This window comes from Vibrio sp. 3-2(1) (genome assembly GCF_963887575.1).
GTDB classification, from domain to species: Bacteria; Pseudomonadota; Gammaproteobacteria; order Enterobacterales; family Vibrionaceae; genus Vibrio; species Vibrio anguillarum.
Window position 1 is genome coordinate 41,881 of the sequence record NZ_CAWPGB010000002.1, and the last position, 24,485, is coordinate 66,365.

At 44.3% G+C, this 24,485-nt stretch carries 23 protein-coding genes; 7 read left to right on the plus strand and 16 right to left on the minus strand.

Annotated elements, in window-relative coordinates; genetic code table 11:
• Positions 1-4: 4 nt before the first annotated feature.
• The 5 genes from rlmH to leuS form a co-directional block, all read right to left on the minus strand.
• Positions 5-475 (minus strand): 23S rRNA (pseudouridine(1915)-N(3))-methyltransferase RlmH, encoded by a 471-nt coding sequence (rlmH, locus tag AACQ79_RS00620; RefSeq protein WP_013857336.1) that lies wholly within the window; start codon positions 473-475, stop codon positions 5-7.
• A 3-nt stretch (positions 476-478) separates the two neighbouring features.
• Complete coding sequence (gene rsfS, locus AACQ79_RS00625) at positions 479-796, minus strand: ribosome silencing factor (protein WP_013857335.1); 318 nt, start codon at positions 794-796, stop codon at positions 479-481.
• A 62-nt stretch (positions 797-858) separates the two neighbouring features.
• Positions 859-1,884: a DNA polymerase III subunit delta gene (holA, locus tag AACQ79_RS00630; protein ID WP_105977627.1), complete on the minus strand. Its 1,026-nt coding sequence runs from the start codon at positions 1,882-1,884 to the stop codon at positions 859-861.
• 9 nt (positions 1,885-1,893) lie between these two features.
• The gene (locus tag AACQ79_RS00635) at positions 1,894-2,520 is read right to left on the minus strand and encodes an LPS-assembly lipoprotein LptE (protein WP_094165697.1); all 627 of its coding nucleotides are present in this window, start codon (positions 2,518-2,520) and stop codon (positions 1,894-1,896) included.
• 136 nt (positions 2,521-2,656) lie between these two features.
• The gene (gene leuS, locus AACQ79_RS00640) at positions 2,657-5,230 is read right to left on the minus strand and encodes a leucine--tRNA ligase (RefSeq protein WP_026028474.1); all 2,574 of its coding nucleotides are present in this window, start codon (positions 5,228-5,230) and stop codon (positions 2,657-2,659) included.
• Positions 5,231-5,352: 122 nt separating this feature from the next.
• Between leuS and AACQ79_RS00645 the strand changes: the two genes are divergently transcribed.
• On the plus strand, positions 5,353-5,823 hold the full coding sequence (locus AACQ79_RS00645) for a zinc ribbon-containing protein (protein ID WP_029388304.1): 471 nt from the start codon (positions 5,353-5,355) through the stop codon (positions 5,821-5,823).
• 51 nt (positions 5,824-5,874) lie between these two features.
• Here AACQ79_RS00645 and lnt read toward each other — a convergent pair whose 3' ends face one another.
• The 5 genes from lnt to miaB form a co-directional block, all read right to left on the minus strand.
• Positions 5,875-7,395, minus strand: a complete 1,521-nt coding sequence (gene lnt, locus AACQ79_RS00650) for an apolipoprotein N-acyltransferase (protein WP_170899548.1) — start codon at positions 7,393-7,395, stop codon at positions 5,875-5,877.
• 33 nt (positions 7,396-7,428) lie between these two features.
• Complete coding sequence (gene corC / locus AACQ79_RS00655; protein WP_010317353.1) at positions 7,429-8,304, minus strand: CNNM family magnesium/cobalt transport protein CorC; 876 nt, start codon at positions 8,302-8,304, stop codon at positions 7,429-7,431.
• A gap of 85 nt (positions 8,305-8,389) precedes the next feature.
• Entirely contained in the window at positions 8,390-8,854 is a 465-nt protein-coding gene (ybeY, locus tag AACQ79_RS00660; RefSeq protein WP_013857329.1) for an rRNA maturation RNase YbeY, read from the minus strand.
• On the minus strand, positions 8,854-9,954 hold the full coding sequence (locus AACQ79_RS00665; RefSeq protein ID WP_094127302.1) for a PhoH family protein: 1,101 nt from the start codon (positions 9,952-9,954) through the stop codon (positions 8,854-8,856). The genes ybeY and AACQ79_RS00665 overlap by 1 nt, the downstream gene beginning before the upstream one ends.
• Positions 9,955-10,024: 70 nt before the next feature.
• A complete protein-coding gene (miaB, locus tag AACQ79_RS00670; protein WP_017048014.1) occupies positions 10,025-11,449 on the minus strand; it encodes a tRNA (N6-isopentenyl adenosine(37)-C2)-methylthiotransferase MiaB in 1,425 nt (474 codons plus the stop codon).
• Between the two features lie 257 nt (positions 11,450-11,706).
• Here miaB and AACQ79_RS00675 point away from each other — a divergent pair, with 257 nt between their 5' ends.
• Positions 11,707-12,858: a 2-octaprenyl-3-methyl-6-methoxy-1,4-benzoquinol hydroxylase gene (locus AACQ79_RS00675; RefSeq protein ID WP_170899549.1), complete on the plus strand. Its 1,152-nt coding sequence runs from the start codon at positions 11,707-11,709 to the stop codon at positions 12,856-12,858.
• Between the two features lie 79 nt (positions 12,859-12,937).
• Here the strand turns inward: AACQ79_RS00675 and crr are convergent, their stop codons facing one another.
• From crr to cysZ, 5 genes are all read right to left on the minus strand, one after another.
• Positions 12,938-13,447 (minus strand): PTS glucose transporter subunit IIA, encoded by a 510-nt coding sequence (gene crr / locus AACQ79_RS00680; RefSeq protein WP_010317358.1) that lies wholly within the window; start codon positions 13,445-13,447, stop codon positions 12,938-12,940.
• Positions 13,448-13,553: 106 nt separating this feature from the next.
• Complete coding sequence (gene ptsI / locus AACQ79_RS00685; protein WP_170899550.1) at positions 13,554-15,278, minus strand: phosphoenolpyruvate-protein phosphotransferase PtsI; 1,725 nt, start codon at positions 15,276-15,278, stop codon at positions 13,554-13,556.
• 139 nt (positions 15,279-15,417) lie between these two features.
• On the minus strand, positions 15,418-15,675 hold the full coding sequence (locus AACQ79_RS00690) for an HPr family phosphocarrier protein (RefSeq protein ID WP_026027491.1): 258 nt from the start codon (positions 15,673-15,675) through the stop codon (positions 15,418-15,420).
• A 298-nt stretch (positions 15,676-15,973) separates the two neighbouring features.
• The gene (gene cysK, locus AACQ79_RS00695) at positions 15,974-16,942 is read right to left on the minus strand and encodes a cysteine synthase A (RefSeq protein ID WP_013857323.1); all 969 of its coding nucleotides are present in this window, start codon (positions 16,940-16,942) and stop codon (positions 15,974-15,976) included.
• A 157-nt stretch (positions 16,943-17,099) separates the two neighbouring features.
• Positions 17,100-17,852, minus strand: coding sequence for a sulfate transporter CysZ (gene cysZ, locus AACQ79_RS00700; protein ID WP_013857322.1), 753 nt, complete (start codon positions 17,850-17,852; stop codon positions 17,100-17,102).
• Positions 17,853-18,082: 230 nt separating this feature from the next.
• Between cysZ and zipA the strand changes: the two genes are divergently transcribed.
• The 5 genes from zipA to cueR all read left to right on the plus strand — a co-directional run bounded on the left by zipA (position 18,083) and on the right by cueR (position 23,896).
• Entirely contained in the window at positions 18,083-18,907 is an 825-nt protein-coding gene (gene zipA / locus AACQ79_RS00705) for a cell division protein ZipA (protein WP_013857321.1), read from the plus strand.
• Between the two features lie 60 nt (positions 18,908-18,967).
• Entirely contained in the window at positions 18,968-20,983 is a 2,016-nt protein-coding gene (gene ligA / locus AACQ79_RS00710) for an NAD-dependent DNA ligase LigA (protein ID WP_017045816.1), read from the plus strand.
• Between the two features lie 504 nt (positions 20,984-21,487).
• Positions 21,488-22,531, plus strand: coding sequence for a chitoporin (chiP, locus tag AACQ79_RS00715; protein ID WP_129532345.1), 1,044 nt, complete (start codon positions 21,488-21,490; stop codon positions 22,529-22,531).
• A 75-nt stretch (positions 22,532-22,606) separates the two neighbouring features.
• Positions 22,607-23,410 (plus strand): hypothetical protein, encoded by an 804-nt coding sequence (locus AACQ79_RS00720; RefSeq protein ID WP_029388306.1) that lies wholly within the window; start codon positions 22,607-22,609, stop codon positions 23,408-23,410.
• A gap of 66 nt (positions 23,411-23,476) precedes the next feature.
• Positions 23,477-23,896 (plus strand): Cu(I)-responsive transcriptional regulator, encoded by a 420-nt coding sequence (gene cueR, locus AACQ79_RS00725; RefSeq protein WP_170899551.1) that lies wholly within the window; start codon positions 23,477-23,479, stop codon positions 23,894-23,896.
• Between the two features lie 130 nt (positions 23,897-24,026).
• On the opposite strand, the gene AACQ79_RS00730 is transcribed toward cueR, so the two are convergent.
• Entirely contained in the window at positions 24,027-24,485 is a 459-nt protein-coding gene (locus AACQ79_RS00730; RefSeq protein ID WP_017049492.1) for an NfeD family protein, read from the minus strand.

Sequence of the window (24,485 nt, forward strand, 5' to 3'; positions counted from 1 at the left end):
ATAGTTATTCTCGGTGATAAGGGTGATTAGCCGTAATACTCCAAGCGCGGTACAAACTCTCTGCCATGACCACTCGAACCAAAGGGTGAGGAAGTGTCAACGGCGAAAGCGACCAGCTCTGCTCTGCGGCGGCTTTGCATGCAGGAGAAAGCCCTTCAGGGCCACCAATTAAAATTGATACATCACGGGCATCGAGCTTCCAACTTTCAAGTTGTTCCGCCAGTTGTTCGGTATCCCAACGCTTACCTGGAATATCGAGAGTAACAATTCGATTGCTTTTTGGCACGGCCGCGAGCATAGCTTCGCCTTCTTTTTGCAAAATTCTTGCAATATCCGCATTTTTGCCACGTTTGCCCGCTTGTATCTCCACTAATTCAAGCGGCATATCGTGTGGAAAACGTCGGCGGTACTCTTGAAAGCCTTCTTCTACCCATTTCGGCATTTTGGTACCAACGGCAATCAACTGAATTTTCAAAACTTAACTCCAAAGTTTTTCAAGCTGGTACAGATCACGATGCTCTTCTTGCATAACATGCAACATGCTGCTGCCCATGTCTAGCACGACCCATTCACCTTCACTTTCGCCATCCATACCCAGTGGTTCCATGCCCACTTTTTTGACTTCAGTTGCGACATGTTCGGCAATCGAGGCTACATGTCGTTTTGATGTGCCTGTGCAAATGATCATGTAATCGGTGATGCTAGATTTTCCCTTAACATCTAAGGTTTTGATATCAATGGCTTTCATATCGTCGGCTTTATCGGCAAGAAAGTCTTTCAATTCGTGGTGTTGCAAGCGTCATCTCCTTTAAAAATTGGTCTGGTTACTGACAAAATGGCGCGGAGTATAACACGCCTTCAAGCCAACTTTGATACAACGGACTGTGGCAAGCAAAATTCAACACTGGTTTGCTGCAATATTGGCCAAGTTGAGGTTTCATACTGAGTTTTAGTTACTCTTTCGGCTTGGGTGAGTAATGCAATCAGCTGTTTGAGTTTATCTCTCGATAGTCTTTTTAAGCTTGCCGCGTACCAAGGTCGCTTGGATTGCCAAATTCGGTACTTATCAAAGATTGAGCCAATCGGCATCTGGGTTAAATCTTGATGCATTTGCAGCAGCAGTAGCAGCTCTTTTTGTAGGCTACGTATCAGAATCACAGGCTCAGTGCCTTCGGTAATGAGCTGGCGTAAAATACGTTGTGACCGATTCGCTTGCCCTTCGAGCAGCGCATCGACCCAGTGAAAGACAGTGAAGTGGTTATGTCGGCTTAATGACTCTTCTAAGCGGATCAGCGTCAGTAAGCCATCTGGATAGAGTAGCGCGAGTTTTTCTAAGCTTTGAGATAGTGCGAACAGATTGCCTTCATGCCATTGCGCCAGCATCTGCACTGCTTCTTGATCAGGTTTTAGCCCCAATGCGCGGCAGCGCATCATGACAAATTGTGGCAGTTTGCTGATGTCCGGGGTTAAGCAACTCACCCAACATCCTAGGCTTGAGAGTGTCTTAAACCATTTAGTGCTTTCTTGTGCTTTGGTCAATTTCTCACCGATGATCACAAGTAGTACGTCAGGATGAAGCGATTGACCTAGGGCGACGAGCTCTTTCGCTGTTGCCGCATTTGCACCCGTTTCAGGTAATTCAATTTCAATGATTTTTTTGCTGGAAAATAAACTTAAAGCTTGGCAGCAGTCATAGACTTGATCCCAGTTTAAATGGGCATCGGCACTGAAACGATGGCGTTCTTCAAATCCTTGTTCTAATGCTTTTTTCTCTATCGCCACGCGTGATTCTTGCAGCAATAGCGGTTCGTTGCCAAACAGTAAGTAAAGCCCCATCAAGGGCTTGTTTAAGTGATCGGCCAGCTTGTCAGCAAATATTCTCATTACTCGCCTTTAGTTTGTCGCAGGAGCCGTGAATTGTGACGGTTCACTTTCCACGGTGTTTATCTCATAGGCCTGCTGGTCTGTTCGCTGCTGTTCATTTTCTTGTTGTTCAAGTTGATGTTCATTCGCTGCAATATCGGCTTTTAGACGTGCCATTTGGCGTAAAATTTGAGTTGCGGCTAGTTTGCGCATCTCATCTTCAATCATGTCTCGCTCTACCGATTTAGCGAGAGCAGTTAATGGGTTATCAAGATAGCTACGAGTCACACTGGTTGAAAACGTTTTTATCCCCACTTCAGGTAGGGTGACGCTATAGGAGGCGTTGAACGTCAATTCCAATTCAGCAGCACGAGTATTTTGATAAAGCGAAAGCGTCCGTTCACCAACACTCTCGTTTATTAGATAGATGTTTGGCACCGTCTCTGAGGGGGAAACAATCTCAATGTCACTCATTCGTAATTGATTTTTTACCATACGAGTGAAGGTACTGTATTGGTCGTAGCTGGTGACAGATACTCGATTGAGTTCTTCAGGAACGGAGTAATCGCCACGAAGATGAAAGCCGCAAGCTGAGAGTAGGCTGCTCATAATAACAATTAACGATAATTTCAGAGAGTAAGACGAAATTTGGCGCATTGGGGTTAAGTTCTCATATATTTAGGTGACTTATCTTAGCGCTCTATAGCTCTGTGGGTAAGAACGCTAAGATAAATCAACAGGGCAGCGAGCTACCCTGTTGATAAACCAGTTATTACGACATTAGGCTGCGATATTAGTTCGCAACGATGTTCAGTAACTTACCTGGTACATAGATAACTTTACGAACGGTTAAGCCATCCGTAAATTTCATGACGTTCTCGTCTGCTAAACCGAGTGCTTCAACCTGATCTTTACTTGCATCAGCGGCTACGGTCAGCTTACCACGAAGTTTTCCGTTAACTTGTAGGACGATCAGTTTTTCATCTTCCACTAGGGCGGATTCGTCGTAGGTCGGCCACACGGTATTATCTACATCACTCTCACCCAGTGCATTCCACAGTTCAAAGCTGATATGAGGAGTGATTGGGTAAAGCATGCTGACAACCGCTTTTAAAGCCTCGTCGAGAATGGCCCGATCTTGCACGGATTCTTGTGACGCTTTAGTGAGTTTATTCATCAACTCCATAATCGCAGCAATGGCGGTATTGAACGTCTGGCGGCGTGCAATATCGTCAGTCACTTTGGCGATGGTTTTATGCACATCACGACGCAGCGCTTTTTGTTCACCAGTAAGAGAGGCGCTATCTACCGCTTCAGCCACACCTTTAGCGCTATGTTCTGCAACCAGTTTCCAGACGCGTTTTAGGAAGCGGTTAGCACCTTCTACACCAGACTCTTGCCATTCAAGCGTCATGTCAGCCGGAGAGGCAAACATCATGAATAGACGAACCGTATCGGCGCCATACTTATCAACCATCTCTTGCGGGTCGATACCGTTGTTTTTCGACTTAGACATTTTGATCATGCCTGAGTGCTCAACGTTGCGGCCTTGGTTGTCTACGGCTTGAGTGATGCGGCCTTTACCGTCGCGTTCCACTTTTACGTCAGTTGGCGCTACCCACTCTTTGGTGCCTTTCTCGTTCGTGTGGTAGAACGCATCAGCCAATACCATGCCTTGGCAAAGCAGTTGCTTGAAAGGTTCATCTGAAGTGACATAGCCTGCATCACGCAATAGCTTATGGAAGAAGCGTGAGTAGAGCAGGTGCATACAAGCATGCTCAATACCACCGATGTATTGGTCTACTGGTAACCAGTAGTTTGCCTTCGCTGGGTCTAAAATATCGTCCGCTTGTGGTGAACAGTAACGAGCGTAATACCAAGACGACTCCATAAACGTATCGAAGGTATCGGTTTCACGTAGTGCAGGCTCGCCATTAAAGGTGGTTTTGGCCCACTCTTTGTCGGCTTTGATTGGGCTAGTTACACCATCCATCACAACATCTTCTGGTAGAATGACGGGCAGTTGATCAATTGGCACTGGGTGAACTTGGCCATCTTCAGTGGTCACCATAGGAATCGGCGCGCCCCAGTAACGTTGGCGAGAAACCCCCCAGTCACGTAGACGGAAATTAACGGTTTTCTTGCCTTTACCTTCAGCCTCCAGCTTGGCTGCAATAGCATCAAATGCTGCTTGGAAGGCTAAACCATCAAATTCGCCAGAACCAAACAGGACTCCTTTTTCAGTGTACGCAGCGCTAGACACATCGACTTCAGAGCCATCTTCTGGTTTGATGACTGGAATGATGTCTAGGCCATATTTGGTGGCGAACTCAAAATCACGTTGGTCATGAGCAGGTACGGCCATCACCGCGCCTGTACCGTAATCCATCAGCACAAAGTTGGCGATATAAATAGGCACTTCACGACCATTTAAAGGATGAATGGCCGTTAGGCCCGTATCCATGCCTTTCTTTTCCATGGTCGCCAGTTCAGCTTCTGCAACTTTGGTGTTCTTACATTCGTCAATAAAAGAAGCTAAAGCAGGGTTATTTTGCGCTGCAATGGTCGCTAATGGATGACCAGCCGCAATGCCCACATAAGTGACACCCATCAAGGTATCAGGGCGAGTGGTATAGACGTCGAGATCTGAATGACCGTTGACACCAAACTTGAGCTCTACGCCTTCTGAGCGACCAATCCAGTTACGCTGCATGGTTTTGACCATTTCAGGCCAACCCTCTAAGTTCTCTAAATCGTCCAACAGTTCTTGTGCGTACGCGGTGATCTTAATAAACCATTGTGGGATCTCTTTTTGTTCTACTGGTGTATCACAACGCCAGCAGCAGCCATCTTCAACTTGCTCGTTAGCGAGAACGGTTTGGTCGTTTGGACACCAGTTAACGGAAGAGGTTTTCTTGTAGACTAAGCCTTTTTGATACAGCTTAGTGAAGAACTCTTGTTCCCAGCGGTAATATTCTGGCGTGCAAGTGGCGAATTCACGGCTCCAATCGTAGCCAAAACCCAGCAGTTTTAACTGGTTTTTCATGTACTGAATGTTTTCGTAGGTCCAAGGCGCTGGTGCCGTTTTGTTTTTTACAGCCGCATTTTCAGCGGGTAGGCCAAATGCGTCCCAACCAATGGGTTGCATGACGTTCTTGCCTTGCAGACGTTGAAAACGAGAGACTACATCACCGATAGTATAGTTACGCACGTGACCCATGTGCAGTCGGCCACTTGGGTATGGGAACATAGAAAGACAGTAGAATTTTTCTTTATTTGGGTCTTCACTTACAACAAAGGTCTTGTTGTCATCCCAGTGCTGTTGAACTTTTTGTTCAATATCTTGCGGGTTATATTGCTCTTGCATCGATGATATCCGGTTATCTTGGAATTTGTGAGTTCGGTTAGAACAGAGTCTAATAGATCGACATAGAATACCTAAAGCAGGGGTACACAACAATAGCCAATCTGGTTTGATGGAGGTGGGTGATGCCAAAACGTAAAACAAGTTACGAAGAGATTGTGGATGACGTGATTGAAACGCTCAAACATAGTCCTGATGAAATGTCCCAAGTTTTGCAAACATCAGGTAAGGTTGTTGATGCTGCCAATAATCTCACCAAAGATGAATTAGCGCTTATTTCTGCCTATGTAAAAGCGGATCTCAAAGAATTCGCGGATAGTTTTGAAGAGAGCAGAAGCAGCCCATTTTCATTGATGATTACCAATTCAATTTGGCAGGGGCTTTTTGAAATCACCGATAAAACAAAAGTGGAATGGGTGGAATTGTTTCAAGATTTAGAACGACAAGGTTTGTACCAGGCGGGGGAGATGATAGGCCTTGGAATGTTAGTGTGTGACCATTGTGGGCATAAAACCCAGTATAATCATCCAACTGAAATTATGCCTTGTATTCAATGTGGGCAAACGGCTTTTACTCGTCAGCCATTAAAACCTTAAGTGTTGCTGATAGAAAACCTCAAAAAGGCGCTGAAATGCGCCTTTTTGAGGTTAAGAATGAGGTGAGTGACGTCTTGTCCATCTGACGATCAAACTGAGTAACACCCAGACGTAGAGCGGCCAAGTGCCGACAGCGTGATACGGCGTCTCTCCTTTGGTCGACGTGATGGTTGCTTTCAATACGGCTGTTTCAAATTGTGGGATCTGCTGCGTTATTTTACCTTTGTGATCCGTCACGGCGGTGACACCATTGTTGGTTGAACGAATGAGCGGTTTACCCAGCTCTAAAGCTCTCATCCGAGCAATCTCCATATGTTGCAATGGGCCATTTGAATGCCCAAACCACGCATCGTTAGAGAGGGTTAAGATAAAATCTGTTTCATCAGTGACATTCGCTCTGACTTGTTCATTGAAGATGATTTCATAGCACAGTGCCGCGGCTAGGTGTCTACCCTTGGCAATCAGATTCGGTTGAATATAGTCACCACGGCTAAATGAAGACATCGGCAAGTTGAAAAAGGGTGCGATGGGCCTGAGCCAATCTTCAAATGGCACAAACTCACCAAATGGCAATAAATGATGCTTATGGTAGCGAGCGTCAGAGTCATAACGGTAGTCGCCATAAGGGTTGGTGCCAAGTACCAGAATGCTGTTGTAAAAAGATCGCTCTGGGCTTTGGTTGAGCACGCCTGTGACAATCGCACTGTCGTTCATTTTTGCCGCAGAATCTAAGTTACTCAAATAGGAAGGGATCTCGAATTCAAATGCGGGAATCGCCGCTTCTGGCCATACGATAATATCTGCGTCCCAGTTTTCTCGACTGAGATCGGTGTAGGCCATAATGGTTGGCCAGCGCTGATTGGGAAGCCATTTTTCCGCTTGCTTAATATTACCTTGAATCAGTGCGACGCGAGTTTGTTTGCTGGGATCGGGAGTGACCCAATCGAAATTGCGTAGTCCAAACCCCGTCGCCAATATGGTCAGAGGAATGAGCACGAGTATCCAAGAGCGCTTAAGCCACGTCATTGCTAGAGCGCTAGAACAGAGGAGCGTGAAGAAGGTGACCAGCTCAACGCCTCCCAGTGGTGCGAAACTGGCAAGCGGGCTATCAATTTGACTATAACCAAGCCATAACCAAGGAAAGCCGGTCATGACCCAGCCTCGAAGCCAATCGGTAATTAGCCAAAGCGCAGGGGCGGCTAATAAAAAATGGCTAATAGTGTTACGGCGGAAAAAACGGTTGAGTAAGCCAGCGAAAAGCCCAGAATAAAGGGCTAAATAACCGACCAGTAATGACATCAGGAACAGGCTGGCAATTTTGGGCATACCACCAAAGGTATCAATACTGACGTGCACCCAACTGATGCCAAAAGCAAAAAAACCTAAGCCCCAGCAGTAACCGATCCACGCTGCTTTTTTAGCTGGTTGCTGATTAATGAGCAACAATAGCAACATGGGGGTGAGTATGGCCAGCGGCCAAAACTGATAAGGAGCAAAAGCGAGTGGGGTTAATGCGCCAACAAAAGCGGCCGCAAGCGGCCGCATTAGGCGATGAAAAAGTGTTTTAATCATCTATCTCATTCTGCTGATGTGAATGGGGTTATGTCACTCTTCTGCTATCACTGGAAGTGATTCAAGATCAGGAATAGTGACTTGCAGTTGAACCACTCGGCGGTTATCTGCTGCGGTGACTTTAAAGCTGTATTTGTCGATCTCTACAACTTCGCCACGGCTTGGCAGGTGGCCAAAGGCCGTCATCACCAATCCCCCTACAGTATCCACTTCTTCATCGCTGAACTTAGTACCAAAGGTTTCGTTAAACTCTTCGATGGTGGTCAGCGCTTTAACTGCAAAAGTATGTTTGCTGAGCTTACGGATATCCAATTGTTCTTCATCATCGAACTCGTCTTCAATGTCGCCAACGATCTCTTCCAAAATATCTTCAATGGTCACTAAGCCAGACACGCCGCCGAATTCATCCACGACGATCGCCATGTGGTAACGCTCCTCTCGGAACTCCTTCAATAAGCGATCAACCCGTTTACTTTCTGGTACCACGACTGCCGGGCGGATCACTTCTAAAATGTTAAAAGGTGCACTGTCTGAACCTAAATATTTGAGTAAGTCCTTCGCTAGTAGAATGCCTTCAACATGGTCTTTATCTTCACTGATCACTGGATAACGTGAGTGCTGAGCATCGGTGATCAGCGCAATTAAGGTATCCAAGTCATCGTTTTTATCGATAGTGACCATCTGTGAGCGTGGGATCATAATATCACGCACGCGCATCTCAGAAATCTCCATCACACCTTCAAGCATATCTCTTGTGTCATGGTCGATAAGGTCATTGATTTCAGAGTCGCGGATCACATCTACAAGCTCTTGGCGATCTCTCGGATCACCTTGAAATAATTGGCCTAGGCGTTCAAAGAAGGACTTTCTACTCGGACCTTCAGAATTCTGGGGGTTATCTTCGTTCATTGTTTCTCTAATTTTCCTCGCTATCAGATGTGTGATAGCACACGTATCGTACCGACTTTAGCGGTACTAGCTTCATTGTCTGGAGCTATTCCTTCTCAGCAATATACGGGTCTTCAAAGCCCATTTTTTGCAGAATTTCAGTTTCAAGAGATTCCATCTCTTCGGCTTCATCATCATCGATATGATCATAACCTAGCAGATGTAGACTGCCGTGTACAACCATATGAGCCCAGTGTGCCATCAACGGTTTTTGTTGCTCATCGGCTTCTTGTTCCACCACTTGGCGGCAAATGACAAGGTCACCGAGCAGATCCAACTCTATGCCCGGAGGCATCTCAAAAGGGAAGGATAGCACGTTGGTCGGCTTATCTTTTCCTCGATAATCGCGATTGAGCTGTTGACTCTCTTCGGAATCAACAATTCGCACAGTGACTTCCGCTTGTTCCTGAAATGGGGTCACCGCGTGAGTTAACCAATGGCTGATATCATCAAAAGTAGGTAACCCTTGCTCATTTTTGACCGCTAATTGTAAATCTAGTTCGATACTCATTATTCACCAACGTTTTTTGTTGCGGTTACTGTATTCACTTCAGTATAAACATCCACAGGCTTGACTTCTCGCTCTTCACGACGACGTTGCTCTTGAGCTTTACGCTCTTTTTGGTCCTGAGCTTCCCATTTTTCGTAAGCGTTGACGATACGAGCAACCACTGGATGACGTACGACATCATCAGACAAAAAGAAGTTGAAGCTGATTTCGTCAACTTCATTGAGCACTTCAATGGCATGGCGAAGACCTGAACGAGCGCCACGCGGCAAATCGATTTGTGTCACATCACCCGTAATAACGGCTCTTGAATTAAACCCAATCCGTGTCAGGAACATTTTCATTTGTTCAACGGTAGTGTTTTGACTTTCATCTAAAATAATAAAAGCATCGTTGAGCGTACGTCCGCGCATGTAAGCGAGTGGCGCAACTTCAATCACATTGCGTTCAATGAGCTTTTCTACTCGCTCAAAGCCAAGCATTTCAAACAACGCGTCATAAAGCGGTCGTAGATACGGGTCGACTTTTTGGCTTAAATCACCGGGTAGGAAGCCCAATTTTTCACCTGCTTCAACCGCCGGGCGTGTTAACAAAATTCGACGAACTTCTTGGCGCTCTAGCGCATCAACTGCAGCGGCAACGGCTAAGTAGGTTTTACCTGTCCCTGCAGGGCCAATACCAAAGCTGATGTCGTGCGTCACCATGTTAACGAGATACTGAGCTTGGTTAGGCGTACGCGGTTTTATCAGCCCTTTCTTGGTCTTAATGAAGACTTCTTTGCCATGTTGAATACTTGATTCAGACGGCTGCTCAAGGATCCCTGAATCTTTGATGGCTAGATGAATTTGCTCTGGTTCGATATCGGGAATTTGACCACGTATGGGTGAGGTATTAACGTACAAAGATTTGATAATATCCAACGCAGCAGCGGCAGTGTGTGGTTTACCGACTATGGTGAAAAACTGGCTGCGGTGATTAATTTCAACACCAAGACGGCGTTCTAATTGTTTGATGTTGTCATCGAATGGACCGCACAGGCTAGCAAGACGGCGGTTGTCTGAAGGTTCTAGATCTATCTCTAGCGTAACAATTTTATTGCTCAATGTTGCCTCTCAGTTTGCCATGGTACAGTGCCCGATTATGATCGAGCACTGTATGACATTATGCTTAAACCTAAGGTGTAAAAGTGGCTACCCCTAGCTCATTTTCTCGACGTGTTTTCGCCATCATTTGCGTTGGTGAAATCACGGTGCGAAGATCCATCGCTTGTTCAGTGCGAACCAGTTCACCACGCAGTGAGTTGGCAAACACATCGACAATTTTCACATCGACAAATTGGCCAATCAGATCGGCGGAGCCTTCAAAGTTAACGACACGGTTATTTTCGGTACGGGCGCGAAGCTCCATTAGATTTTTCTTAGATGGGCCTTCGACTAATACGCGTTGTTCTGTACCTAACATCAAACGTGAGTAACGCATCGCTTGTGCGTTGATTGTTTGCTGCAGTTCATATAAACGCTCTTTTTTGGCGTCTTCTGATAAATCACATGGGTAATCAGCGGCTGGCGTACCCGGGCGAGGGGAGAAGATAAAGCTGAAGCTCATATCAAAATCAACGTCTTTAATCAGCTTCATTGTATCTTGAAAGTCTTTATCTGTTTCACCGGGGAAACCGACAATAAAGTCAGAACTAATTTGGATCTCTGGGCGCGCCTTACGCAGTTTGCGAATAATGGATTTGTACTCAATCGCGGTGTGTGGGCGCTTCATCATGGTTAAGATTCGGTCTGAACCACTTTGTACCGGAAGATGCAGAAAACTCACCAGTTCAGGTGTGTCTTCATAAACGGCAATAATATCGTCGGTAAATTCGAGTGGGTGGCTGGTGGTGAATCGAATGCGATCAATACCATCAATGGAGGCGACTAAACGTAGCAGATTAGCAAATGAACAGATTTCACCATCGTGCATAGGGCCACGGTATGCGTTAACGTTTTGTCCTAAAAGATTGACTTCGCGTACACCTTGCGCCGCGAGTTGCGCGATTTCATACAACACATCATCCATCGGGCGACTGACTTCTTCACCGCGAGTGTAAGGTACTACGCAGTAAGTGCAGTATTTTGAACACCCTTCCATAATAGAGACGAATGCGGTTGCGCCGTCTGCTTTTGGTTCTGGTAAACGGTCGAATTTTTCAATCTCTGGGAACGAAATGTCCATGACTGGCGCATCGTTGGTTTGCGATTGTTTTATCATTTCTGGCAAGCGGTGTAGGGTTTGCGGGCCAAAAATAACATCAACAAAAGGAGCGCGTTCACGGATGTGATCACCTTCTTGGGTTGCAACACAACCGCCAACGCCAATCACGACGCCTGGTTTTTTATCTTTCAATGTTTTCCAACGACCCAGTTGGTGAAAGACTTTCTCTTGTGCTTTTTCTCGGATCGAACAGGTGTTAAGTAATAATACATCTGCTTCCTCTGGCTCTTCCGTTAGCTCGTAGCCGTTTGCAGCGTTAAGCAGGTCGGCCATTTTTGATGAATCGTATTCGTTCATCTGGCAGCCCCAGGTTTTAATTAGCAGTTTCTTACTCATCTCACTTTCGCTCGTCTTATTGGTCTAAATTGGTTGAACTAATGCTCAAATTGTAGCCGCCATCTCGGCGGTAAGCCGCGTATTGTACTGCTTTAAAAAGTCACTGACTAGTCATCCAATAAAATCTCTCGCATGTTCCGTCATCTCTAGATTTTCACCATAGAAAGTGCAGGGTTTTTGTGTAAAAAAATTCGCAAAAAAGAGCTGAAAACGTACAATGAAAATCGACTCAAAACTCAGACGATTAAGTGTAAACAATGAACAATTTTGACGTGGTGGTGATTGGCGGTGGCATGGTTGGGGCGGCAGTGGCTATAGGCTTTGCTAAGCAAGGTCGCACGGTTGCTATGGTCGAAGGTATAGAGCCTGAAGCATTTACAATAGACCAAGCAATGGATCTGCGCGTTTCTGCCATTTCGCAAACTTCGGTTCAGTTACTTACTGACTTAGGCGCATGGGATGAAATTATGCAAATGCGTGTTTGCCCTTATCGCCGCCTAGAAACCTGGGAGCACCCAGAGTGCCGTACTCGTTTTCATAGCGATGCACTGGGCCTCCCTCAGCTGGGTTATATGGTCGAAAATCGTCTTATTCAGATCGGATTGTGGGGGCAATTTGTGCACTATCCGAATTTGCAGGTTTTTTGTCCTGATAAGCTCAAGCACATTGTGTTTGGCCAACAAAATAGCGTGCTTTTAGAGTCAGGCGCAACTCTTACTGCAACTTGGGTGATTGGTGCGGATGGTGCAAATTCTCTTGTGCGGCAGCTGGCGGGAATTGGTGTTACCGCGTGGGATTATCGGCACCATTGCATGTTGATCAATGTCGAAACTCATCAACCTCAGCAAGATATTACTTGGCAGCAATTTTTTCCATCCGGCCCGCGCTCGTTTCTTCCTTTGCCGGGTAATCAAGCTTCTTTGGTATGGTATGACTCACCAAAACGAATTCGCCAATTGTGTGCGATGAACAAGCAGCAGTTAAGGGAGCAAGTGTTGGTCTCTTTTCCTGAGGAACTAGGCGATATTAACGTGTTGCAGTGTGGGGCATTTCCCCTCACTCGTCGTCATGCTCAGACGTATGCGAAACGGCAATGTGTTTTGGTTGGCGATTCAGCACACACGATTAACCCTCTGGCTGGGCAAGGGGTGAATTTAGGGTTTAAAGATGTAAAAGCGTTGTTAGCTGTGACACAAAATCAAGAAGCTTTAACACAAGCGCAATTACGGAATTATGAAACACGCAGAAGGCCGGATAACTTAGTGATGCAATCAGGAATGGATCTGTTTTATAAAACGTTCAGCAACGAGGTTTTGCCAATAAAGTTGGTGCGCAACACGGTATTGAAGTTGGCCGAACATTCAGGCCCAGTGAAGGAAAAACTGTTGAAATACGCGTTAGGTTTGTAGTGCGATTTGAGCTGTTTTTGTAGAAACAAAAAACGCTGCAAATCAGCAGCGTTTTTTACGTAATAAAAATTTTAACGAATTACTTAGTTACACGTAGAACCGGTGTTTCACCAACAACGACGGTGCCAGAAAGCTTGTTCAGCTCTTTGATTTCGTCCATGTTAGAGATAACAACAGGTGTTAGTGTTGATTTTGCTTTCTCTTCAAGAAGCGCTAGGTCGAATTCGATAACAGTATCGCCTGCTTTAACCGCTTGGCCTTCTTGAGCGATACGAGTGAAACCTTCACCTTTTAGCTCAACTGTGTCGATACCAAAGTGAACGAATAACTCAACACCGTCATCAGACTCGATTGAAAACGCATGGTTAGTTTCGAAAATCTTACCGATAGTGCCGTTAACTGGAGCTACCATTTTGTTGCCTGATGGTTTAATCGCAATACCATCACCAACAATTTTCTCAGCGAAAACAACATCTGGCACATCTTCGATATTGACGATTTCACCAGAAAGAGGGGCAATAATTTCAATCGCACCTGCATCTGAGCTGTCGTCAGATACTAGCTTCTTAAGTTTATCAAACAGACCCATTGTGTCATGCTCCTAACGTTTAATTTTATTCTGTCGAATTATAGTATACCAATCGCCAACAATAGACGACCTATTTTTAGTCGTCTATCTCATTGGTATTAGCGAATTATTGCGTTTTCTCTGCGATGAATTTTTCCACACAAGCTTCGATTTCAGCTGCGGTTGGGAAAGAGAGTGCTTCTTCTGCCATCGCTTTAACTTCGGCGAAGTTTGAGTTGCGGATCACTTTCTTCACTTTAGGGATAGAGATACCACTCATAGAGAATTCATCGAGTCCCATACCAAGTAGAAGTAGCGTTGCACGTTCATCACCCGCTAACTCGCCACACATACCCGTCCATTTACCTTCAGCGTGTGAGGCATCAATCACCTGCTTAATCACGGTTAAAACCGCTGGAGAAAGTGGGTTATACAGGTGTGAAATCATTTCGTTACCACGGTCAACCGCAAGAGTGTATTGGGTTAAATCATTGGTACCGATAGAGAAAAATGACACTTCTTTTGCCAAGTGGTGCGCAATTGCCGCTGCCGCAGGTGTTTCAACCATAACGCCGATTTCGATATTTTCATCGAACGCTAAGCCTTCAGTGCGAAGTTCTTCTTTGTATTCTTCAATGGCGTTTTTAAGCTCACGAATTTCTTCTACAGAGATGATCATCGGGAACATGATACGCAGTTTACCATGCGCAGATGCACGCAGAATGCCACGAAGCTGATCTCGTAAGATGTCACGACGGTCTAAGCTGATGCGAATCGCGCGCCAGCCCAAAAATGGGTTCATCTCTTTTGGTAGATCCATGTACGGAAGATCTTTATCACCACCGATATCCATGGTACGGATAATCACCGCTTCACCACTCATCGCTTCTGCAACTTCTTTATAAGCTTGGTATTGCTCATCTTCAGTTGGTAGCGCGCTGCGGTCCATGAATAAAAACTCAGTACGATATAAGCCAACGCCTTCACCACCGTTGCGTAAAATACCATCGCAGTCTTTTACTGTGCCGATGTTACCGCATACTTCAACTTGGTGGCCATCGAGTGTGATAGCAGGTAGGTCTTTTAGTTTTGCGAGCTCTTCTTTTTCCGCAGCAAAATCATCACGAATTTTTTTCGCTTCTTCAAGCTGTGCTTCTGAAGGATTAATGATGATTTTGTTGTTCATGGCGTCAAGAACAAGCATGTCGCCATTCTTTACTTTCTTAGTGATGTCGTTAGTACCAACAATCGCTGGAAGCTCAAGTGAACGTGCCATGATTGAAGTATGAGATGTACGGCCACCGATATCACAAGCAAAACCCAGCACGTAATCAAGATTGATTTGTGCAGTTTCAGAAGGCGTTAAATCATAAGCAACAAGAATTACTTGTTCGTTAATATCACTCAGTGAAACGATATTGATGCCGAGTGCATTTTTAACAAAGCGCGTACCGATATCGCGGATGTCTGTCGCGCGTTCTTTTAGATATTCATCATCAAGAGATTCTAGGGCAGCAGCCTGCTCTTCGATCACGGTATAGATCGCGTTGTCTGCATGCATTTTGTCATTTTTGATGAGTGCTAAAATTTCTTCTTCTAGCTCTTCATCTTCAAGCAACATGATGTGGCCTTCAAAGATGGCTTCTTTTTCTTCACCAAATGTTTCAAGTGCTTTTTGTTTGATCACTTCTAGCTGAGCAGAAGATTTATTACGAGCGTTATAAAAACACTGAACTTCTGCTTCTACTTGGTCATCTGAAATAGAGTGAGTATTTAGGACAATTTCATCTTCTTGAAGTAGCAGTGCTTTACCAAAAGCAATGCCTGGAGATGCTAGGATGCCTGAAATCATAGCGTTACCTTAAATTGGTCAACTGTAAACGGGAGAATGTGGACTATTGCGCTAACGGTAATTAGTAGCTCAAAATGTAGACTATTTCCAACAAAGCCATTTTGTTTTCACAAAATGGCTTTGAAAATAGTGGACCGGATTAATGTAGTTGGTCCATGAGAGCAACTAGGTGATCTACCGCTTGCTTAGCTTGAGGGCCTTCAGCAGAAATAGTCACAACGGTACCTTTTACTAGGCCAAGAGTTTGAAGTTTGAATAGGCTCTTAGCACTTGCGCTTTTGCCGTTAGAAGTCACTGTGATGTCTGCATCGAATACTTTTGCTTCTTTAACGAACTGCGCAGCAGGACGAGTGTGAAGGCCATTTTCTGCAGTGATTTCTACTTGCTTCTCGTACATGTTATATACCCCAATTGATTTATTTTTTGTTAGTTTCTTCACCAGAACAGCTTAACTGCTAATCAACGGTTCTGCTAGCAGAGTAACGCTGTTTTAGTGTCATAGCTGATACTGATTTAAATTTCATAATCACGATTTCAATCTATGTTGTCATTCGTCATTATAGTTAATACGTTTCTGACTTCTTTATTTTGAAGCTTAAAATAAAACGAGGTGATATTACCAAAGGTGAGGCAAGGATCAACAAAAAAGCCCCTGCATGGGGCTTTTTTAAACGAAAATTTGATTTAACCACCTATTACTGTTGGTTCTCTTTCTCGGTAAATAGGCCAGAAAATAGTGCGGTGCTCAGATAACGCTCACCTGAGCTTGGTAATACCGCTACAATTGTTTTTCCTTCAAATTCAGGTAGTTCTGCTAATCTATTCGCGGCTACAATCGCTGCGCCTGATGAAATTCCAGCCAAGATTCCTTCCTCTTCCATGAGGCGTCTTGCCATTTCAATCGCTTCTTCTGAAGTGACGGCTTCAACACGATCAATGAGGGATAAATCGAGGTTGCCAGGAATAAATCCCGCTCCTATACCTTGGATTTTGTGTGGTGCAGGTTTAATTTCATCCCCAGCAAGTGCTTGAGCAATGACTGGCGACTCCGCAGGTTCAACCGCAACTGAGATGATAGCCTTGCCTTTTTGGCCCTTAATGTAGCGGCTTGTGCCCGTTAAAGTACCACCGGTTCCGACACCTGCAACGAACACGTCAATCTCACCATCAGTTGCATCCCAGATTTCCGGCCCTGTTGTTTTTTCGTGGATCTGTGGGTTGGCTGGGTTATTGAATTGCTGCAACAACAAGTATTTTTCAGGGTTGCTGGCAACAATTTCTTCTGCTTTAGCAATTGCGCCTTTCATGCCTTTCGCCGCTTCGGTGAGTTCAAGGTTGGCTCCTAAAGCTTTAAGCAGTTTACGGCGCTCTAAACTCATTGATTCAGGCATAGTAAGCGTCAACTTATAACCACGAGCTGCTGCAACAAACGCAAGAGCAACACCGGTGTTACCGCTGGTTGGCTCTACAAGTTCAACGCCAGGTTTCAGTGTGCCAGCTTTTTCTGCTTCCCAAATCATGTTGGCACCGATACGGCACTTCACGCTAAAGCTTGGGTTGCGCGCTTCAATTTTCGCCAGTACCTTACCTTTGCTGACTTTGTTTAAGCGAACAAGAGGAGTGTTACCAATAGTCAGGGAGTTGTCTTCGTAAATTTTGCTCATTGCGATATTCCTTTATTACACACGTTATGCGTGTCTGGTTGTGTGATAAGACACGTGAGTGGATACAGGTGCAGAATAGGTGTTAACCTTAAAACGTAAAAGGATTAAAAAGTTATAACTTATAGAGGGATATGCAGGTTGAATCTCCCTCGCACCATCACTGCAGTTTGTTTTTAAATTCACCAACCCACATGGCTGTTGCACCGCATACAGCAACCGGCATGACGATTAAGTTAACAATGGGTATGGTGGTAAAAATCGACACTAAAACACCAAAGCTATACGCCTTGGTCTGTTTTTGTTTCAAATTGTGTCTCATCTGGTTAAAGCTCACTTTGTGGTTGTCAAATGGGTAGTCACAGTATTGGATGGCTAACATCCATGCAGTGAAAATGAACCACAGCAAAGGGCCTAAGGTTTGTCCTAAGGCAGGAATTAGGAGCAATAAGAACAAACCGATTGCTTTGGGTAAGGTATAGATTAATTTTCGCCACTCTCTTGCGAGGATACGTGGGATGTCTTTGACCATAGACCAGATGCCATCGCTGTTGATTGGAGCGCCAATTAATCTTTCTTCCACTTTTTCTGCGAGTAGCCCATTAAATGGTGCAGCGACGAAGTTAGCCAGCGTACTGAAGAAATAGGAGAACGTGGCTAAGATAGTGATCGCGAGCAATGGCCATAAAACGTAACTTAGCCAAGATAAAAAATCAGGGATTTGACCAATAAACTGTTCTATCCACGTATTGAGATGATTGAATAAGTAAAAAAGAGCGCTGCCGACGAGAATGATGTTGATGAGTAATGGCAGAATCACAAAGCGTCGAATGCCGGGGGTCAGTGCTAGCTCTAGACCAAAAAAGAAGTATCCAAAACCTGAACGTTGCTTAAGTGTCATACCGTTATCCATGTGAATATCTGTTAATCAATACTAAAAAGCTATTCTACTCAACCTGCCGAAGAAGAAAAGCGTGGTGAAAATCACATCATGTATTGAACTTCTCACATTAAGTTGTTCTAAATCGGTACAAACTTTTGGTAAAGTACCCCGATAGACCGATATAACCCACGTTGGTGACACGTTCAATTCAAGCTGGTAAAGCTGAGAATAACCATGCATCGAGAAACTGAGAGTGAAACATGCAGGAATTGCGATTCGTACTCATAATTGTTGGCGCGCTAGCGATAGCCGCGTTGCTATTTCATGGTCTTTGGACCAGTAAGAAAGAAGGGAAGTCCAAGTTTGAGGATAAGCCTCTTGGTAAAATTGATGTTGATCACGATGATACACAATCTGCGACCCAGCGTTCATTTGCTCCGGAAGATGATTTCGAAATTATTCGCAAAGTACGTAAAGAGCCAGATTTTAGTGAAGCGGTTGACCCTCTCATTGACGGTTATTCACCAAGCTTTGAACCTGAAAATGTGCTTGATGAACTCGATGATGTGCCCTCAATATCGATGAAAACCGAATCCCCAAGTCTCAGTGAACAAGATGATGTCATTGCTGACGATAATCAAAAATCCGACGTTCAAGAAGCCGAAATGGAAGTGATTGTGCTGAATGTGCATTGTGCGGGAAATGATCCCTTTGTCGGCACTAAGCTTTTTGACAGTATGCAGCAAAACGGCCTTCTTTATGGTGAGATGGATATTTTCCACCGGCATGCCGATCTGTCAGGTACAGGGAAAGTGCTGTTTAGTGTTGCCAACATGATGCAACCCGGTACATTGGCACATCATGATCCTGCGGAGTTTACTACTCGCGGTATCTCATTCTTCATGACACTGCCTTGCTACGGCGAGCCTGATCAAAATTTCAAATTAATGCTTAAAACCGCTCAGCAAATCGCCGATGATTTAGGTGGTAATGTATTGGATGACGCACGTAATTTAATGACACCAGATCGATTGGCTGCCTACCGACGCCAAATCCAAGAGTTTAAAAGCGCACGCAACGCGTAGAATAAACATCGACCATTAAGGGCTCCTAGTCGGAGCCTTTTTTCATGATCCGAGAGAATTATGATGCAAACAATAGAACACAAATTAAGCCAACTTCGTGAGACGCTGCATTATCATGCTGTACGTTATTATGTAGAAGATAACCCTGAAATTCCTGACGCTGAGTATGATCGTTTGATGCGTGAGCTGCTTGAGTTGGAATCGCAGCATCCGGAGTTAGTCACAGCGGATTCACCCAGCTTGCGTGTTGGAGGTAAACCTTTAGAGGGTTTTGCTCAGGTGATTCATGAAATTCCAATGCTCTCTTTAGATAATGTGTTTGATGAGAAAGAGCTTGATGCCTTTCACAAGCGGATGCAAGACCGGATACCGAGTGCCCACTTTAACGCTTTTTGCTGCGAACCTAAGCTTGATGGTTTAGCCGTGAGTTTGCTTTACGAAAATGGTGTGTTAGTACAAGCCGCCACGCGTGGGGATGGCACGGTCGGTGAAAATATTACGGAAAACGTGCGAACGATCAGTGCTATTCCACTGAAGTTACAGGGAAAAGGGTGGCCCGTTCGTTTAGAAGTTCGTGGTGAAGTGTTCATGCCTAAAGCCGGTTTTGAGCGATTGAACCAACAAGCACTCAAAAAAGGTGAAAAAACCTTTGTTAACCCAAGAAATGCGGCCGCAGGGAGCTTGAGACAGCTCGACTCAAAAATCACAGCTCAAAGGCCGTTGAATTTTTATGCTTACAGTGTTGGTGTGATTGAAGGCGCTGAGTTAGCAAGCAGTCATTATCAGCGCTTTTTGCAGTTAAAAGGGTGGGGGCTGCCGATGTGCCCTGAAACACGTCTAGTCTCTTCAATGGATGAAGTGAAAGAGTACTACCAAAGTATCTTAACTCGTCGCGCTCAACTCGCGTATGAGATTGATGGTGTGGTGATTAAAGTTGATGATATTGAATTGCAACAAAAGCTCGGTTTTGTCGCGCGGGCGCCTCGCTGGGCGATTGCTTATAAATTTCCTGCCCAAGAAGAAATAACGCTCCTGAACGATGTTGAATTTCAAGTGGGTCGTACCGGGGCTATTACACCTGTTGCGAAGTTAGAACCTGTATTTGTGGGGGGAGTCACCGTCAGCAATGCGACATTACACAACGCTGATGAAATTGAGCGCCTAGGCGTGAAAATTGGTGATAGCGTTATTATTCGTCGAGCAGGCGACGTTATCCCACAGATTGTTTCTGTGTTGTTAGACAGACGCTCTGATACCGTGGTCGATATTGTTTTCCCGCAGTACTGCCCGGTGTGCAACTCTGACATTGAGCGTGTTGAAGGTGAAGCTGTCGCCCGTTGTACAGGGGGGTTAGTGTGTCAAGCTCAGCGCAAAGAAGCATTAAAGCACTTTGTCTCTCGCAAAGCGTTAGACGTGGATGGTTTAGGCGAAAAAGTGATTGAGCAGCTTGTTGATAAAGAGATGGTGAGCACGCCCGCGGACCTCTTCCGTCTAAAAGCAGGCCAGCTAACGGTGTTAGAGCGTATGGGACCAAAATCAGCACAAAATATCGTTAATGCACTGAATGCCGCCAAAATGACCACATTACCCCGTTTTTTGTATTCATTGGGCATACGTGAAGTCGGGGAAGCGACGGCGGCGAATCTTGCGCTCCATTTCGGGTCATTAGACAAAATTCGCCAAGCGACCCATGAAGAACTACTTGAAGTTCAAGATGTTGGAGTTATCGTTGCGAGTCATATCACATCTTTTTTTGAGCAAGATAAAAACCAACGGGTGATTAATGAATTGATCGAACTCGGTATCCAGTGGCCTAATATCGAAAAGCCGAGCCAAGATGCGATTCTCCCTTTACTTGGTAAAGTGGTGGTTTTGACGGGGAGCTTGTCGAAACTCTCTAGAAGTGATGCGAAAGCGGCGCTACAAGAGCTTGGCGCAAAAGTAACGGGAAGCGTCTCTAAAAACACCGATATACTATTTGCCGGAGAAGCGGCCGGTTCAAAATTAGTAAAAGCGCAAGAACTAGGCATCGAAATTCGCAGCGAACAAGATTTGCTTGAGTTAATGAAAAGCTAATTTTTTAAGCATCCCTTCCTTCATAAAGCCTCAAAATTAATTTTGAGGCTTTATTTTTATCTCAAACCGCCACATTAAAATGTCCAGTAATTAGAAAAAAAGCCCTCATTTTCTTCGATGCCAATCAAGAAGAACTTTACTCTCTTTCAATTTATTATTGCGATGCACTTCAAGCTATTAGTGTAATTGTTTTTGTATCATTTTGAAAATTAATGAGTTTTTTGTTTTTATATTTTGTTTTATGACTTATTAGATCTTGATCACTTACTTGGTCAAAGTTTGCCGTAGCTCATATTTTTTTAGATAAAAATTAAGTTCTCATTGATGTTTTCTGTTGCGAAGTTAGTCTAGTGAACATGGATACACGATGTGTATGCAGGAAAAGAGAAAATCAGAAAATTAATGACTAATTTAGGTTTTCAACATAGGAAATGATTTCTCCCTTCGGCGGCCAACTTAAGGGGGAAATAAAAAACAGCTATATCTATTTTTAGGAGTTTTTCCATGGACAAAATGTTTAAACGTACTCTTTTAGGCGCTGCAGTTGCTATGGCGTCAACTGGTGCATTCGCAGCGTCTGAAACAGGTGCAATTGGTGTGCTGTCTGATTTTAACGTGCAAGCGTACGGTGTTGCTGCTATTTCTGCTTTTTATCAAGAAGATAGTAATGGCTACGATTATGAAAATGAATCACGCATAGGTTTCCGTGCTAGCAAAGATATGTTTGATAATGTGAACGTATTTATGCAAATTGAATCAGGTTATGTTGGCGAAGATGGTAAAGGTAACACTTTAGGTGCCCGTGATACTTTTCTTGGTTTGCAAGGAGATTGGGGTAAAATTCGTTTTGGTCGTATGCTAACCCCTCTATATGAAATCGTTGACTGGCCATACTCTAACCCAGGTTTAGGTCGTGTATTCGATTGGGGTGGCGATGTTGCAGGCCATTATGATCGTAAAGGTGATATTGCTCGCTACGACTCACCAGCCTTCGGTGGTCTAACATTTAACATTTCTGCTGGTCGTGGTGATGTAGGCACTAAAGGTTCAAATCACTTTGGTGCAGCTGTTCACTATAATGCAGCTGATATCGTAACTTTCCATGTCGGTTACGAAAATAACTCAAAATACCAATTAACTTTAACAGAAGACAAAAAAGATGATATTAAAGCTGCTGCTGACGCAACAGCGTATATCGTAGGTTTTGAACTTCCACTGCCAGCAGGCTTTGGCTTAGCAGGGGCTTATAAGTATACGGAAGGTGTTTCTAAACACTATAGCAATGCTGGTAAAGAAGGTGAGCAAGGTCAATACTCTCTGATCGGCCAATACTGGAATGGTCCATGGGGCTTCAAAGTAGGCTATGCAGCTAACCTTGATTCTGAAGTGAACGGTGTAGAGCAAAATGATGATGATGAAGTATTGTCTGCACAGCTGATGTACGTGAAAAATGGTTTCGTGCCATACATTCGTGTTGGTCAGCACGATGCATACAACTCTGATGATAAGAAAGGATTTGTACGTGTAGGCTTGGAATACGGCTTCTAATTTGACAAACCTCGCCTTTCTTTAATAAAACGCCGGCCTTGTGCCGGTGTTTTTACTCCATAAACAAGGACATAAATGATGAATTTATTTAAAACGACCATATTATTTTCAACCATCACAATGGCCGTTGGATGCAGTAATTTAGACAGTTCTAGTGTGTTCAATGATGTGGCGAAGAATGTCAAAGAAAGGCACAACTATGTTCAAGTTGTAGCAAAAGACATTACACCAGGAGCTAAGGCAATTTTAGGACCTGATATTGTAAAATCTGAGCTAAGCTATGTCGGTAATTTCCCTAAATCTGAAGGGGTAAATATTGAATATTCATATGTTGATATGAATGTTACTTATTTTAAAAATTATGACCAATTTGACACAGTTACTTACTCATCACAGAAGTTTCAAGTAGAAACATATCGTCCATTGGCTGAGACTTGTACCGAGCATTGTACGACGACGCAATGGTTTAAGTTTCCATTATCTCAAGAATATATTCATCAGCTGAGCTCGGATTCGGTTGTGTTTACGCTGACTTCATCAACAGGCAAAAGCCAAGTAGAATTTTCGGTGCCTAAAGCCTACTTCTTAGCCGTGATTGACGAGGCGAATTTCACCTTAGGCAGTTCAACGATACCTTCCAGTATCACTCACTCAGTGCAAGAGCAAGCGACTAAACCTATTGAAATGGTTCAATATTGGTTTACTGAAGCTGATGTTAACGATCGGAAAATATTTGAAAACTGGGCATTTAGTAATCGAGATAACATTAGCCAACCTCTGACGGCAGAAAATAAGCCATTAGATATGCTAGGGTACTGGTATGAGAAAGCGAATAAAGCTGAGAAGTCTCAGATTCTGAGCTGGTTACTAAATCAATAATCAAGCTTGCGATTTATCGTTATAAAAGGCATGGTTAAATCATGCCTTTTAAGTATTACGCTTACTATGAATATTAGCCAAGTTTCTCAGTTAACAGCACTTACTGCTAAGTCCATTCGTCTTTATGAAGAGAAGGGGCTGATATCGGCGCCCCTTCGTTCAGAGAATGGTTACCGTCATTATCAACAAGCGCATATTGATGATCTTTTACTTATTGCGCGATGCAAGCGCGTTGGTTTTAGTTTAGAGGAATGTAAATCCTTACTCGCCCTTGCCAACGATCCGTCCCGGACCAGTTTTGCAGTCAAAGAGAAAGCGCAAGAGAAGTTGAAACAAGTATCACAGAAGCTGGCAGAGCTTTCATTGATTAAGTTGCAACTAGAAGAGTGGATTACCGAATGTCCAGGCGACGGTGGTAGTGAATGCCCAATCATAGATAATTTGAAGGGGCAGTGTTGCTATAACGACTTGAACAAGTCAGTGTGAAAATGAGCTCATTAGCTAATGAGCTGTGGAGGCACACACTACAATTGGGCTGCCCATAAATGAAAAAACCAAAAGCAATTCATCACTTTTGGTTTTTATGTACTTTCTTACTGATGTTTACTCAATGAAGCTAGCTCTCTTTAGGCTCAACAATCAACACTATTCCTTCGACATCTACGACTTTAACCACAACATCGGCTTCTAGGTTTTGCTGGCATTTTGCTGTCCACGTCGTATCGCCGAGCTGCAATCGAAAAGTTGCCCCTTCTTGAACGCTCTCTTTAAGACGAGCTGTTTGTCCGATCAGCTGTTTCTGTTTCTGGTTCAGATCACGAGTCTCATCACCATCGTGGTCTGATTTAAATTGTTTACGCCACCATAACCAAGTCGTGACGAGTGATAAACTTGCAAAAGCCATCCACTGCAGTTGCCAACTGATGGGGAGCATCGCAAAGATAAGGCCAACGATGAGTGCGGAAATACCTAACCAAAGAAAATACCCAGCAGTTCCAAGCAGTTCCAATGCAACAAGCACTAAGCCTAATGCGAGCCAGTGCCAATAATTCATTTGTTGTATTAGCTCTATCAC